Source organism: Streptomyces sp. NPDC056987 (genome assembly GCF_042673865.1).
In the GTDB taxonomy this organism is placed as follows: Bacteria; Actinomycetota; Actinomycetes; order Streptomycetales; family Streptomycetaceae; genus Streptomyces.
Window position 1 is genome coordinate 1 of record NZ_JBHURV010000019.1, and the last position, 13,992, is coordinate 13,992.

A 13,992-nucleotide genomic window follows, 5' to 3' on the forward strand; every position below is an offset into this window, starting at 1 on the left:
CCCGTCACGACTCGTCTCCGCGCAGGTCAAGGCGGTGACAGGTCGAGATCCGGTGACGAGTCGTCTCGACGTCACCGCCGCACCCGCATCTGCCCCGACCAGGCATGCGACATGTCGTGACGGGTCCTCGCGCCCCTGGGCCGAACCTCGCACCTCTTGGAGCACTCCCCCTTGCCTTCACCCACTCTCGCCGCAGGACCGTCGACCGCGCTGCCGCCCTTGGCGCCGGCCATCCGCACCGGTGTCGCGCTGCTGGCCGTGGCCGCCTTCGCGCTTTCCTACGACGCCTTGCGTCAGATGGCCGCCGCCAGCCACATCCATCCCGCGCTCACCTACGCCTTCCCGCTCGTCATCGACGGGTTCATCGCCATCGGGATCGGCTCCCTGCTCGTCCTACGGACCGCGCCCTTGTCCGCCCGCCTCTACGTCTCGGCACTGGTCGGCATCGCCACCGCCACCAGCATCTGGGCCAACGTCCTGCACTCCATCCGCCTCAACCAGCAGAACCGGCGCAGCGCACTCGCTCTCGACGACCTCACCGTCGGGGCCATCTCAGCCATCGCCCCGCTCGCCCTGGCCGGAGCCGTCCACCTCTACCTCCTCGTCCAACGCCGACCCACGCGAACGGAGCCCCACCCCGAACCGCACAACGACGGAGCCACCTCTCCCGAAGACGGGGTGACCCCCACACCGGCCCCGGTGCCCGACGCCGATGTGGCCAATGCCCCTGCGGTGTCCGTGTCTCAGCACACCAAGCCACGTGGCAAACGTCGCGGCCGACCGAGCGCCACCTTCGAGCAGGCAGTGGAGATCGGACGTACGGCCCCCACGGGACGTGGGGGCCAAATCTCTCGCCGCCACATCGAGGCGGCCGTCCACGCCAAGGGACTCGGCATCGGGCGGTCCCGCCTGGACGAGGTCAAGAACCTCCTCCAGGCCGAGCTCGACCAAGCCCGCACCACGGCGTAGGCCCGCGCCCTCCCGCCAACTGCTCGCCTCGGAATCGCCGGGGCGAGCACGGCTTCCCCTTCGTACGGTCAGAGAGCCCTTCATGCACGAACAGTCCACACACCCCCTCCCCCACGCCTCTCGGCACCTGACCTCCACCCCAGCCCCAGGCGGAGCAAGGTATGGCGTTGGACCGTCCAAGGGCCGGTCCAACGCAGGTTCCTCCGCCCCGGGGGTGGCGGAGGGTCTCGGGCACCAGGGGGCGCCCGAGCAGGATCAGCCCATCGACACCTCCAGCGCTGCCGTGCCGCAACCGCGCGCCTCCGAAGCCGCCGCGCTCCACCGCGTCGCCCGCCGCCGCGACCGCAACGAGACCCAGCGCACCGCGCGCGTCGATGTCCGCTACAGCACCGAAGAGACGGCGGACATCGTCGCCAAGGCCCGCTCGCTGAACATCGCCGCCGCCCACTACGTCGGTGCCGTCGTCATGGCCCACCTCGACGGGGACCTCTCCTTGCCCGGTCAGCGCACCCCGCTCGACGACTACGTCGACGAACTCACCACGCTCCGTGGCGAGGTCGCCAAGATCGGCCACAACATCAACCAGATCGCCAGGAAGCTCAACTCCGGCGACCTCCCTCACTCCGGCGACACCTCCACCCTGGCCCAGGCCGAACGCACCCTCGCCGCGGTCGGCACTGCCGTCCGCCACATTGCGGAGGCCACCAACCAAGCCGTCGCCACAAGGAGCCACCGATGATCGCCAAGATCAGCAGCGGCAAGAGCACGGCCGGCCTTATCCGCTACCTCTACGGACCAGGCCGCGCCAACGAACACACCGACCCCCACCTCGTCACTTCCTGGGACGGCTACGCCCCCGACCCAGGCCGCGCCGACGACAGCACGGCGGCCAGGAAGCAGCTCGTCGACGACATCGACCTGCGCGTCAAGCAAGCTGATCGACTGGGCCGCGCCCCGAAGCAGCACGTGTGGCACTGCTCTCTCCGCGCGGCACCCGGTGACCGCATCCTCGAAGACGGCGAGTGGGCGGACATCGCCCGTCGCGTCGTCGCGGCCACCGGCATCGCACCGGCGGACGACCCGGACGGCTGCCGCTGGATCGCCGTACGCCACGCCCCCGATCACATCCACATCGCCGCCACGAAGGTACGAGGTGACCTCCGCTCAGCACGTCACTGGAACGACTACCTCACCGCTGACCGCGAACTCGCACTCATCGAGAAGGAATACGGGCTGCAACGGGTCATCCGCGGTGACCGCACCGCCGCCAAACGGCCCCAGCGCGCCGAACGGGAGAAGGCCCTGCGAAACGGCCAGGCCAAGGCTGCCCGCGAACGCCTGCGGACCGTGGTCCGCACAGCGGCGGCTGCCGCCACCGATACCGACGAGTTCCTCGGTCTGCTCACCCACACCAAGGGAGTCCTCGTCGAGGTCCTGCACTTCCCCTCAGGAGAACCACGCGGCTACAAGGTCGCCCTGGAGAACGACCGGAACGCCAAAGCGGAACCGGTGTGGTTCTCCGGTTCCACGCTGGCGCCGGATCTCTCCCTCCCGAAGATCCAGAGCCGTCTCGCCGCAGCAGAGGTTCCATCGTCCGCCGAGGGGCGCCTCAGGCCGCACCCATGGCATCAAGCCACCGCAGCCACCGAGCGCATCCCCCACCACCTAGACCAGCCGAACGCCGAAGCCGCCCAGGCCCACCTCGCCGCCTTCGGCGAAGCGCTCGACGCCGTAGCTCTCACCGCACCGCCGAACATGCGTACCGAACTCCGCTCAGCGGCCTCAGCTTTCGAGCGCGCGACCCGTTCGCGCGTCCGCGCCGAGCACCACCACGCTCGTGCCCTACGCGGCGCGGTCAAGGCGATACTTCGCGAGCCGGCGCCGAAGGACGGAGCAGCCTTGGCGATGTTCCTCGACGCGGCGCTCCTCGCCGTCATCGCCGCCGCACGCTGGCACGACCGACGAGAGCACGAGCAACAGGTCGCCGCAGCCCACAAGAGCCTGCTCCACCTCCAGTCCGCCTACGGCCTTTCGGCAGCCACGCCCCTGCTGGTCCTCGGACAGCGCCGACCGCCCCAGAATCTTGCGGACCAATACATCCGGCTCATCCGCCAGGCCGCCCCGGCGCACGCCGACCAGATTCTCGCCGACTCTGCCTCGCATGCGCTCACCACCGCATTGGCCGAAGCAGAGGCAGCGGGCCACGACCCCAAACGCCTGTTGCAGCAGGCAGCAGAAGAACGAGCCCTCGACGACGCACGCTCCCCGGCACGCACCATCACCTGGCGCGTACATCGGCTCTCGCAGAGGCCGGCTCCCAGTCGACGAGCTCTGGCGGCACAAGCTCGCAGCACCGGACTACGCCACGTGCCCTCGCCCGAACCTGCGGCGACGGCCCCACCCACCATTCCCGCGTCTCGCCCTCGGCGGAGGTGATCGTCCAGCGGCTACCCCTCAGCGTGAACGAATCAACGGCTCTTTTCTGAACGGAGCTGGGAGAGGGTGTGCACGACCGGCAAGTCGTACTGGTCCTTGTCCTGCTCCCAGAAAGCGAGTACCCGAGCCGTGGCCTCGGCCATGTCCGGGGGCAGGTCAGCCGCGCGGAGAGTATCGGCGGCCTCTTCCATCTCAGGTGCCCAGCGCCAGGCTCGGGCTGCCACGCTCGGCAGGTACTCCGGATCGGACAGGATCGCGGAGATCATGATCTCGGCTTCGGCCGTGAGCTGGGCACCGACTCCATGGGCGTCGGCGAGCGCGTGAGCGATGCCGGCGAGGGTGCGGGCGGCCTTCTGGTAGCTGGCAAAGGCCATCTTCAGAGCGGAAGCGGAACCGGGTGTGTCCCCGACGCGGCGCACGTGCAGCACAGAGTCCGTGAACAGCGACGCCACCAGCTCGACGGCAGAATCGGCCCCTGCGAGATAGAGCCGTGTGGCACGCCCCTCGCCTGGCGGCTGACCGAAAACGGCTCCGTCGACGACTGCGGAGCCGGGGCGGATCTCGTCGGCGATGCGCCGTACGCGTTGAGGGCTGATGGCGTTGACATCGGCATACACCCCCGCGAAGCCGTGCGCGGCCACCGCCGCCGCAACGTCCTCCGCCGCCTGCGGTGGGCAGACTGAGAGAACGACTGCGCTTCGGGACAGCGCTTCCGCAAGCGAGTCGCAGGGCGTGGCACCAGCCTCCCTCCCGCGGAGCCAGGTGTTCTCACTGCGGCCCTTGGTCACCGACAGCGCCTCATGGCCGCCGGCGACGAGCTCGGCGGTGATCGCCGCGCCCATGGTTCCAGGGTGGAGGACGGTCACGGTGATCACTGGCTGCCTCCGGCGGTGCGCGACGTGGAATGTTCCTCATCCTCATGATCCGCTGTCGCTCGGCGCCAGCGGCTTCGGGCTCAATGCCTGATGGCAGTCCGGGCGCTGATGGCGGACAGAAGTGCCTCCGGTCTCGGACTCGCCGTTCAGGACGGGACAGCGGTACACGGGCCGCGGCCCCGACTGTCCTTGCAGCTCGTCTCACGCTGAAGCCGCGTCATGGGTACCGTGCAGGAGACGAACTCTGTACGGACAGACCGGCGGTCGCGCCGGATCGTCCGGCGGCTGGGAGGTGTCCTGATGCTGGAGGAAGCCGAGGAGATCGGCAAACGCGCTCGCAGGGCGAGGCTGCGACTGGGCATGCCGCAGGCCGACCTGGCGACGGCCCTCGGGAAGTCGCAGGGCTGGGTGTCGAAGATGGAGCGTGGACTGATCGAGCTGGACCGGGTCGGCCTGCTCAACCAGGTGGCCGCAGAGCTGCACGTCCATCCGAACGACCTGATCGGACGCCCGTACAGCAGCTCCCCCGACGACAGCCAGTGGCAGATCGCCGCCTCGTCGATCCTGCGCGAGCTGCGTCGCTACGACCTCGTTCCCGTCTTCGACGGGGATCCCCGACCGGCCTCACAGCTATGGCGTGAGGTGACCCGGCTACACCGCCTGCGGGACACCGCCTCCAACGTCGCGATCCTCCGAGTTCTCCCGGACCTGTTCCGGGAAGCGCGCGCCCTGGCGGAGGACTCGGACGGGCACGAGCGGGAAGAGGCGTATGCCATTTACGCCGTGTGCTGCAAGTTCGCGCACACCGCCGCGCACGCCCTCGGACACCCGGAGCTGGTGGCCATGGCGTGCGAACGGGCCGCATGGTTTGCCAGGTTGTCGGGAGACCCGGTGCTGCCTGCCGTCGCCGACTGGATGCGCGTCTGGGACATGTGGGCGACCGCTGACTGGACCGACGCTCTGACCCTCTCGGACAAGGCGATCGCCTCGGTGCAACAGCCGTACGAGCATGGTGATCCACTTGCCGTGCGGGCCTGGGGCACGCTTCAGCTTCGGGCGGCCATCTCCGCCGCTCGGGCCAACCGTCCATCGGAAGCGGAGGACCGGATCGGACATGCGAAGGACGCGGCTGAACGCATGGACGCGTACGTCGGGGCACCGGTGTACGACCGGCATTCGCTGACGTTCTCCGCCGGAAACGTGCAGATCCACGCGATCAGCGTGGCCCTGGAAATGGGCGAGCAGGGCAAAGCTCTGGAGATAAACCGCCGCACCAGCCCGAGCTTGGTCGGCGCACTGCCCAACTCCCGTCAGGGTCACCACCACATGGACGTCGCACGGGCCTGGCTGTGGGACGGGAACCGGGCAAAGGCCCTCACCGAGCTGGAGACGGCTGAGCGGATCGCGCCGCAGCTCGTACGGAACCACCCCATCGCCCGTTCAACGCTGCGCAGCATCGTCTACGCGGAACGAGCAGCCACGAGGGAGAAGCTGCGGCACATGTCCGACCGCTTTCACCTGGACGGATAGGGGTCGTATTCCTCCGGCTCATATTCGAGGCCTGTCCTGTCTCTAACTTCGGGGCATGACGCGACCACGCTCTTCTCATCTTCCCTCGCAGGGAGCCGAGTTAGGTACGGCAGCACCGTTCGTTCCACGGCTCGGCGACCTCGCAACGGACAGCGCTCGCGATGGCCGTGTCGGGGTCGTGGTCGCTCTCCCCGGTGAGGGCTCTGCTACGACGTACCACCTGCGTCCGCCCGGGGGCGGGGCCCCGTGGTCCGCGTCCGCCAACGGGACGACGCTCAGTCCCGTGCCGGTGAGGGCCACCCACGCCACGCTCGCGGCCGGACGGGACGCGGTCTACGACCCGCGTGCCCGGCAGGGATCGGTTCCCATCGAGTTCCACTTGGATGACGGCTCGACCCTCGATGGCGCGCTCATCCTCACCTCTGCCGAGGTGGAGTGGCTGCACCAGCAGACCAGCCGCCTCGTCGACGCACACAGACGGGCCCTCGGCGGCACCTCGTGAATGGGGCTCGGCGCCGCCACGCCCGAAAAGCCGCGCCGCGCTCCGTACGCCCCGAAGGCGGAGGCATCGCGCTCACGCTTCTGGCGGTCGCCGGCCTGGTGGGCCCGGCCTGGGCACTGCGTGAGCAGGCCGTCCCGCTCCTCAACGGCCTCGGTCACCAGCCCGCCGCCGTCTCAACGGACGCGAGCCCGCCCTCCGACCGCTGACTCCGCTCCGCTGTCCGGTCGTTCACCCCACCTTCCCGGCCAACGGAGGCTGCCATGCACCGGAACATCCAGGCGTGATTCTCCAGGGAGAGATCATGGACATCCCGTACATCGTCATCGACCAGCTCACCCCCGACCAACAGCAGGTCTGGAAGACCTATTTCGGCGACGCCGACCGGCCCCGCTACATCGAGGAAGGCATCTGGCGCCGTACGCAGGAGAAGGCCACGGCCGAACAGAGCGGCTGGACGGCCGACGACGACGCCCGGCGGCGGATCATCCACTACCGCTACCGGTACGGCCTGGTCCCCACCACCGCCGCGCCGGCCATCGGCCTGACCGACCTGTACCTCTACCACTCCGCTACCGCTCCAGCGGACGAGATCGACGCGCACCACGACGCCCTGTGGGACTCGCTCGCCACCGGCGGCTGGAAAGAGGCCCCCGGCGGATTCTTATGGACACGGCGGGATCTGAAGTGCCGGATCACCGAACACGGCGTCCACCCCCAGGACGCGGCGGAGGGCCGTACCCTCCCCGTCGGCTACCGGAGCCTGGACGTCCAGATCGCCTCGGTGTCCTACGCACCGCCGCCTTCGGTCCGGCAGTTGCCATGGAACGTCCTCTCCACTGGAATCCGGTGCAAAGACCGCCCCGGTACGCCGACCCGCGTCCCGGACCTGTCCGTCCTCGCGGACCTGCAACCGTTTCAGGTGGAGATCGGATGCGGTACGTCGGTCGAGGCGGGTATTCCGCCCCTGCACCGGCTTCACGAGATCTACCGGGTCACCGACCGCCAGGGCCACGAGCCTCGGGAACACCGCTTCACCCTCTCCCCGACAGCTGACACGCTCCTCCACGAGGTGTTGACGGAGCCGGAGGAGAAGACGGCGGAGTTCGTGGAGATGTTCCGTACCTGCTTCCTGGCCGAACCGACTCCGGCCATGTGGGCGCTGAAGGAACTGAAGGACGCCGGGCACCTCGTCGGTCCGGTCATCACCAACAACTTCGACGTGCTCGCGGCGCGCGCCGGGCTCGACGAGTGCTTCATGCGCCGGTACGACCAGGCCGTACCCGATGTCGAGTGGGTGGACGGCGCCAAGGCCCTTCTCGTCGTCGGCCTGCACGCCGACCGCCGCAAGGTCCAGGCGCGCGCCCGCGCTCGCGGCATGCAGGTCGTCTACCTGGACCCGGAGGGTTTCTGGCGCGACGGCCAGTTCCTGCCCTACCCCCTGGAAGGGCCCCAGGACGGCGACCTGGTGTGCCGGGCAACCGCCGCCGAGGCGCTACCCGCCCTCGTCAACCTGCTGAGGCAGCAAGCTGGTTGATTCACCTGCACGAAGAGGGCCATGCCGGGTGTTGGCGCTAGCGTGACGCACCCGGCCGGCCCGGACTCCTCTGGGCGGGCGAGAGGCAAGGAAAGGAGCGTCGACCCCATGCGCGTATCCGTCATCGGTTGTGGTCACCTGGGCATTCCCCACGCCGCTGCCATGGCCGAGATCGGCCACGAGGTCATCGGCGTGGACCTGGACCAGGCGAAGATCGACCGCCTCAACGCCGGCGAGTGCCCCATCTACGAGGACGGCCTGCCCGAACTCCTCAGCACCCACACCGCCACCGGACGCCTGCGGTTCACCACCAGCCTCGCCGAGGCAGCCGAGTTCGCCGACATCCACTTCCTGGCCGTGGGCACGCCCATCGACGCGGACGGACGAAGCTACGACACCGGACAGGTCTTCGGCGCCGCCCGCGCCCTCGCCCCGCACCTGACCCGCCCGACCGTCATCATCGGCAAGTCCACGGTCACCGTCGGCACCTCCCGCGACCTCGGCGCTCTCCTCGCCCGGCTCTCCCCGGCCGGTGAGGACGTGGAGGTTGTCTGGAACCCCGAGTTCCTGCGCGAGGGCCATGCCATCGACGACACCCTGCGCCCCGACCGCATCGTCGTCGGTGTCCCCTCGGCCCACGCGGAGGACGCCGTACGCCAGGTCTACGCACCCCTTCTGGCGAACGGCATTCCGCTGTTCGTGACCGACCCCGCCACCGCCGAACTCATCAAGGGCGCCGCCAACGCCTACCTCGGCATGAAGATCTCCTTCATCAACGGCGTGGCCGACATGTGCACCGCCGCCGGAGCCGACGTCCAGCAGCTCACCGAGGCCATCGGCCTGGACCCCCGCATCGGCCGCGGCGGCCTGAACGCCGGCCCCGGCTACGGCGGCGGCTGCCTCCCGAAGGACGTCCGCGCCTTCACCGCCTCCGCCCGCACCCTGGGCGCCAACGAGGCAGCGACCATGCTGCGCGCGGCGGAAGAGGTCAACGAATCCCGCCCCACCGCCGCACTGAAGCTCATCGAGCAGGCACTCGGCCGACCCGTCGACGGCGTACGCATCACCGTCTGGGGCGCCTCCTTCAAGGCCGGAACCGACGACGTCCGCGAATCCCCGGCCCTGGCGATCGCCGCGCTCATGCACCAGCGCGGCGCGACCGTCACCATCCACGACCCGCACGCCGTGCCCACAGCCCTGCGCCGCCACCCCGAACTCGACTACTGCGAAAGCCTCGAAAGCTCCGTCGCGGCAGCCGAGTTGATCGTCCTGGCCACCGAATGGCCCCACTTCCGCGAGGCCGACCCCAAGGCCCTCGCTCCACTGGTCGCGGACCAGGTCCTCGTCGACCTCCGCAACCTCATCGACGCCGACGCCTGGCGCATTGCCGGATGGACCGTACGCCAGCTCGGACGACCCGCACAGGAATAGCCGAACCCATCGATCGGAGGTCCGACGTGGACACCCTGTGGGACAACATCGAGAAGCTCTCCGCCGTCTGCCGAGCGGCCGGCGCCCACCTCCCCGACGAAGAGCTCAAAGCCCTCCAGGTCGGTAAGGTCGCCGAGGAAGCCGGCGAGGCGATGCACGCCCTCCACGGCCTGAAGGGCCTCACCACCTGCGGCGACGACCACACCTGGTCCGAGGTCCAGAACGACCTGGTCGGCGCCGTCATCGCAGCCCTCCTGGCCATGCACTACATCGACCCCACGGGCGCCCGCGCCACCTTCGACGAAATCCTCCACCGTCGGACGCGCAGGGGTCGCGAGGCCGCTGCTACAGCCTGACGGCCTCCGGACGTGGCCGTCGACCGCTCCCGGCGAGCGAAGTCGACGGCCACATCAGACACACAAGCTGCGGCAGGCACCTGCTCCCAGCGCGGTAGAACTTTCCCTACTTCATCAAGCACCCGGCTGCGCTCCGCTCCGCCGGGCGGGCTTCCCGGCTCCGCTCGGGGCGACGCTCCTGCCTTCGGCCCGCTCCGCCCCCGCTGCGCCGACGCCCGCCCCTGCAAGGCGGGTAGGCCCAAGGGCATGAGTTGAGCCCACACGGGCCGTCGATTCCATCACTCACCGGCATGCCTCCGGCGGGGGCCTCAGGCTCTGGGATGGCGGGGGCCGCGCGCGGGTGCCGGCCGTGGATGGTTGAGGCGGGGAACTCCCATCCCTTCCACTGTCGGCCCAGGGCGAGCCGAGCAGACACGGCGCCGGGCGTCCAGGTCGTTCGTACAATGGCGCGCTCCACCTGGACGCCCGACACCGCGTCCGCTCCACATACGTGTGGGCCGACGGCGGACGGGATGGGAGATAGAAGAGGTCTGTGCTGGCTGAGGCCGGGCGCTGCTCTCGGCTCTCAGTTCAGCGAATGGGAGCCTTCGCGATCACCCAGCTCGAAGAACGGACCTTGCCAATCAATCCCAAAATTCTCGGTCGCCTGCACCGACTGAATCACTAGATCTTTGAAGAGCCCCCGAGGGGAAGGGCCCTCATCAAACCCTGCAAGTGATTCAAGGCCCAAGGGGATCGGTTCATCCGTGAACTCGAATCCCAGAACCTCCAGAACGTAAATCAACTCAGATGTGAGTCCGTTCTCCGGCTCCGCAGCGAGCGCCAGCGAGCGGCAGACGTCCAGGATCACCTTCCCCTTGGTCGAAACCGCGTACATCTGTGCGTGCATTTTCGGCTTATCCAGAAGCCCTGAGGCTGACAGGATATGGACTCTGTTGCGAACGGTCGTGGGTGACAGCGAAAGCCTCTTGGCCAGGTCAGGCATGTTGAAGAAGCCGTCCCGTCCGATCGCCTCGATCACTGCCAGATTCAGCCCAGGGATTCCGCTGCGTGCGACAACTTCCTGGAAGTCGCGCGCCGAGATCCCCCCAAGGATGACCGAGAGGAGCAGGTCCTTTGTCAGCCTCTCTTTGAGTATGCCCGAAACCATGTCGCGATGATCCTCAAGGTCGGAATCGAAATCGGACGTGACCCAAATGGTGCGCAATCGGTCCAGGCGTGGCCGCATGGGAGTTCTCTTCGTGTCGTCAACAATCTCTTGAACGACCCGGCGATTCTTCATTGTGTCACGCGCCACATAAAGGGTGACTTTGGACTCTTCATCGGCTAGCAGCATCCGAAGGTCTTTGTCGATCCCTTCGGAATGCTTCCACAAAGTCTGCCCGCTGATCAGGCGAGACCAATCGCGAACCAAGTTGCATGTGAAGTCGAACTTCTTCCGGTCAGACTCCTTGAACCCGTACAACCCTGCTTGCGACATGTCGCTCAGCAGGTCAATCGTGCGACCCGAGAGAAATTTGTGCTCGTCGGACTCAGGCAAGACCCCTCCAAGACCAGCTCCACCCCAGCGAGACGAGTCTGACATGAGCCACTGACAGCGCAACCGACTCGCACCCTACTCCTGCCCAGCGCGGGACTGGCGTACATCACCACGGAGTTGATAAGCCAGACTCCACGGCTACGATCCCGCGTGCGGACGCACCCTTGACGCCTAGACCGAGCACTCAGGCACCGACAGGTCGTGCCAGACGCGTGCCAGGTAGGGCGGGGAACGACGGTCAACAGCGGATGGTCGGCCGATCCCCAGGGTCCGCTCTGGTAGTCGTTTCCGCTGGTCAGAGATGGGGTGGCGAGGCCAAGATCGGTGATTCCCAAGCTCAGAGCGCGAGTTCGATTCTCGTCACCCGCTCCACGAAAGAGCCCCAGGCCAACCGTCCGGGGGCTTTTCTGTCTGGACCCTTCTGGGTCACCGTGCCACTCGCGCGACGTAACTTCCCTCGGAATGTCAGCGCCGATGAGATGTCGACCGAGGAGTACGCCGGGAAGCCTGCTCTGCTGCTCACCTGCACGGGCCGTGCGGGTGAGCAGTGGTTCCGTCCGGGGACGCGAAGGCCGACTCGATGCATGCTATCCCTCCTGCGATTCTCGTCAGCATTTTCTCCAGAGACGCCTCCATAGCCGCCAAGATGAACGTAACGTTCACGACTATGGAAGACCTCATACGCCCCCGGGCATGGGCGGAACGATCGACAGGTATGCCGGTGCTGCCAGGCGCAAGATCGACCTGGCTCGTCACTCTTCACACGCTGATTGAGGAGCTGTCTGTCAATGGAGCGCCGACACCCGGCGATCACGCGCCACCACCTCGTTCCGGTGGCCTGAACGGGCATCAGCTTCAGCGGCTCGTCCGCGCCGGACTGCTCTCTCGCGAGGGGTCGACGGTTATGCCCAGTGCCGCTGCCGTCACCTGGCATCAAAGTGGCGACCCAGCCGTGCTCTTGGAAGCGCTCCATCGCAACGTCAGGTTCGTGGGCGAAGCCATGGACGCCTTGTCCTCCGGGCCTCGTACACATGATCAGTTGCTGGAGCTGGCCCGCGACGAGTTCGACCTGCAGTGGGACACCGCGGGCCCTGTGCGCGACCGCACGAGTTGGCTCGCTGTCATAGGAATGGTTGACCTCTTCGACCGTCAGGTCCACCTGACAGAGGCAGGCCGACGCATCCTTGCGGCCATGGGGCTGGGAAAGCCCGATCCCGACAAGACCGACACCGTCGTACAGCTCGCCCCTACACCCGGAGCCATCGCCAGACTTGTCGAACAGCTCGACCAAACCGGCCTCAGAGAGAGGGCAGACGGCGCGAATCTCTATATTCCGGGAGTCGCTGCTAACGGCGGCGTCCTGGATGCACTGCAGATTCTTACCGAGGCGGCCATTCCGTCGATCAGTGACGCGGACTTCGTGCGAGCCGTAAGGAGCACGTTCCCCAAGGCGCAAACTGTGGCCACGGCACGAACGGCCAAAGACACCCTGAGGGCGCTCGGACTGATTCAGCGGACGTCATCCGAGAGTTGGACCGCCACGCCGGCTGCCCTTGCTTGGGTCGAGTCTGGTGAACCGCTGGACCTTGCACGCACTGTTCACGCCGCGATCGCATTCTTCGGTGAGGTGCTGGGCGAGCTTGACCAGACACTGCGGCCTACGACCGGCACGCTTACAGAACGCAGTTCGCTTTACCTCCCCAACCGCGGGAAGTCTCTGTCCCGCAGCGCGGTCAATACCCGTCTGAACCTGCTGGATGCCTGTGGGCTCGTCACCCGGCTCTCGCAGACCACTTACCGTACGACGGCTCTTGGGCGGGCGTTCAAGGAGTCGCTTCCCTGCCTCCAGCCAAACAACTCCGAGGGTTACGCACCGTCCGACGGAACCACCGATAACCATCACGCTGGCAGCCCTACCGGCACCAATCACCAAACCAGCCTCCCGGGCTCGCACATCGCAGCGGAGCTGGCGGATGCCGCACGAGACAGCGCAAACCCCAAGCGCTTGGAGAAGGCCGCCGTCGTCGCGCTGGGCTACCTGGGGATGCCGGGCCAGCACGTGGGCGGCCCTGGGGCGGTGGACGGCCATGTGCGATTCGGCGTCGGTACGGACTCGCGGACCCTGGCCATTGAAGCGAAGGCTTCGGCCACTGGTCCGGTCAGGGACCAGCCGTTGTTCGGGCTGTCGGAACACCGAGCGAGAGTCGGGGCTCATATTCACCTCCTCATCGGGCCGGGCTTCGAACGCCGCATGCTCAAGGAAGCCGACGACGATCCCGCCATCGCCGTGATCGACACCGGGCTGCTGGCCGAAGTCGTCCGTCATCAGGAGCAGACGCCGCTTACCCTGACTGAACTGGCACCCCTCGTGGACCCAGCCCTGAAAGCAGCCCAGCGCGGCGACGCCTTGCGCGGATATTGGGAGGCCCAGGACATGCGCAGCCGACTCGAGTACGCGCTGGTCGACATCTTGAATACGGAAGCAGAGGACCCACTGGAAGAGGGTGGCTGGCTTGATCTCACGTCGATCCGCCGCGAGCTTCGTACCCGTGAGTACCGCGTCGACGAGGGCACGGTTGTGGAGGCCCTTGACTTCCTGGCTTCTTCGCGAATCGGCGTACTCCAACGCTCTGAGCAGCGTTACCGCTGCACGGCCAGCGTCCACACAGCAGGACAGCGCATCAGGGCCCTTGGATCCCAGTGGGTAGCAGCAACAGAAATACAACGGAAATCGCGTTCAGGAGACGAGGTACCCATGCATAGCTGACCTCGAGAGAAATTGGAGTTGCGGGGCGACGCTTCGAGAGCCTGGGCCCTCG

At 67.5% G+C, this 13,992-nt stretch carries 11 protein-coding genes; 9 read left to right on the forward strand and 2 right to left on the reverse strand.

What is annotated here, in order from left to right:
• Nucleotides 1-171: 171 nt before the first annotated feature.
• The 3 genes from ACFTZC_RS21830 (at nucleotide 172) to ACFTZC_RS21840 (ending at nucleotide 3,405) form a co-directional block, all read left to right on the forward strand.
• Entirely contained in the window at nucleotides 172-969 is a 798-nt protein-coding gene (locus tag ACFTZC_RS21830) for a DUF2637 domain-containing protein (protein ID WP_382892150.1), read from the forward strand.
• A 214-nt stretch (nucleotides 970-1,183) separates the two neighbouring features.
• Nucleotides 1,184-1,708, forward strand: a complete 525-nt coding sequence (gene mobC, locus ACFTZC_RS21835; RefSeq protein WP_382892151.1) for a plasmid mobilization relaxosome protein MobC — start codon at nucleotides 1,184-1,186, stop codon at nucleotides 1,706-1,708.
• The gene (locus ACFTZC_RS21840; protein WP_382892153.1) at nucleotides 1,705-3,405 is read left to right on the forward strand and encodes a relaxase/mobilization nuclease domain-containing protein; all 1,701 of its coding nucleotides are present in this window, start codon (nucleotides 1,705-1,707) and stop codon (nucleotides 3,403-3,405) included. Before mobC ends, ACFTZC_RS21840 begins: the two co-directional genes overlap by 4 nt.
• A 32-nt stretch (nucleotides 3,406-3,437) precedes the next feature.
• Here ACFTZC_RS21840 and ACFTZC_RS21845 read toward each other — a convergent pair whose 3' ends face one another.
• Nucleotides 3,438-4,280, reverse strand: a complete 843-nt coding sequence (locus ACFTZC_RS21845) for a DUF1932 domain-containing protein (RefSeq protein ID WP_382892155.1) — start codon at nucleotides 4,278-4,280, stop codon at nucleotides 3,438-3,440.
• Between the two features lie 300 nt (nucleotides 4,281-4,580).
• Between ACFTZC_RS21845 and ACFTZC_RS21850 the strand changes: the two genes are divergently transcribed.
• From ACFTZC_RS21850 to ACFTZC_RS21870, 5 genes are all read left to right on the forward strand, one after another.
• Nucleotides 4,581-5,810, forward strand: coding sequence for a helix-turn-helix domain-containing protein (locus ACFTZC_RS21850; RefSeq protein WP_382892157.1), 1,230 nt, complete (start codon nucleotides 4,581-4,583; stop codon nucleotides 5,808-5,810).
• A gap of 283 nt (nucleotides 5,811-6,093) precedes the next feature.
• A complete protein-coding gene (locus ACFTZC_RS21855; protein ID WP_382892159.1) occupies nucleotides 6,094-6,312 on the forward strand; it encodes a hypothetical protein in 219 nt (72 codons plus the stop codon).
• Between the two features lie 301 nt (nucleotides 6,313-6,613).
• Nucleotides 6,614-7,846 (forward strand): hypothetical protein, encoded by a 1,233-nt coding sequence (locus ACFTZC_RS21860; RefSeq protein WP_382892404.1) that lies wholly within the window; start codon nucleotides 6,614-6,616, stop codon nucleotides 7,844-7,846.
• Between the two features lie 108 nt (nucleotides 7,847-7,954).
• On the forward strand, nucleotides 7,955-9,277 hold the full coding sequence (locus tag ACFTZC_RS21865) for a UDP-glucose dehydrogenase family protein (protein ID WP_382892161.1): 1,323 nt from the start codon (nucleotides 7,955-7,957) through the stop codon (nucleotides 9,275-9,277).
• 26 nt (nucleotides 9,278-9,303) lie between these two features.
• The gene (locus ACFTZC_RS21870; RefSeq protein WP_382892163.1) at nucleotides 9,304-9,633 is read left to right on the forward strand and encodes a MazG-like family protein; all 330 of its coding nucleotides are present in this window, start codon (nucleotides 9,304-9,306) and stop codon (nucleotides 9,631-9,633) included.
• A gap of 565 nt (nucleotides 9,634-10,198) precedes the next feature.
• Here ACFTZC_RS21870 and ACFTZC_RS21875 read toward each other — a convergent pair.
• Nucleotides 10,199-11,173: a MarR family transcriptional regulator gene (locus ACFTZC_RS21875; protein WP_382892164.1), complete on the reverse strand. Its 975-nt coding sequence runs from the start codon at nucleotides 11,171-11,173 to the stop codon at nucleotides 10,199-10,201.
• Between the two features lie 715 nt (nucleotides 11,174-11,888).
• Between ACFTZC_RS21875 and ACFTZC_RS21880 the strand changes: the two genes are divergently transcribed.
• The gene (locus tag ACFTZC_RS21880; RefSeq protein WP_382892166.1) at nucleotides 11,889-13,940 is read left to right on the forward strand and encodes a hypothetical protein; all 2,052 of its coding nucleotides are present in this window, start codon (nucleotides 11,889-11,891) and stop codon (nucleotides 13,938-13,940) included.
• Nucleotides 13,941-13,992: the final 52 nt, after the last annotated feature.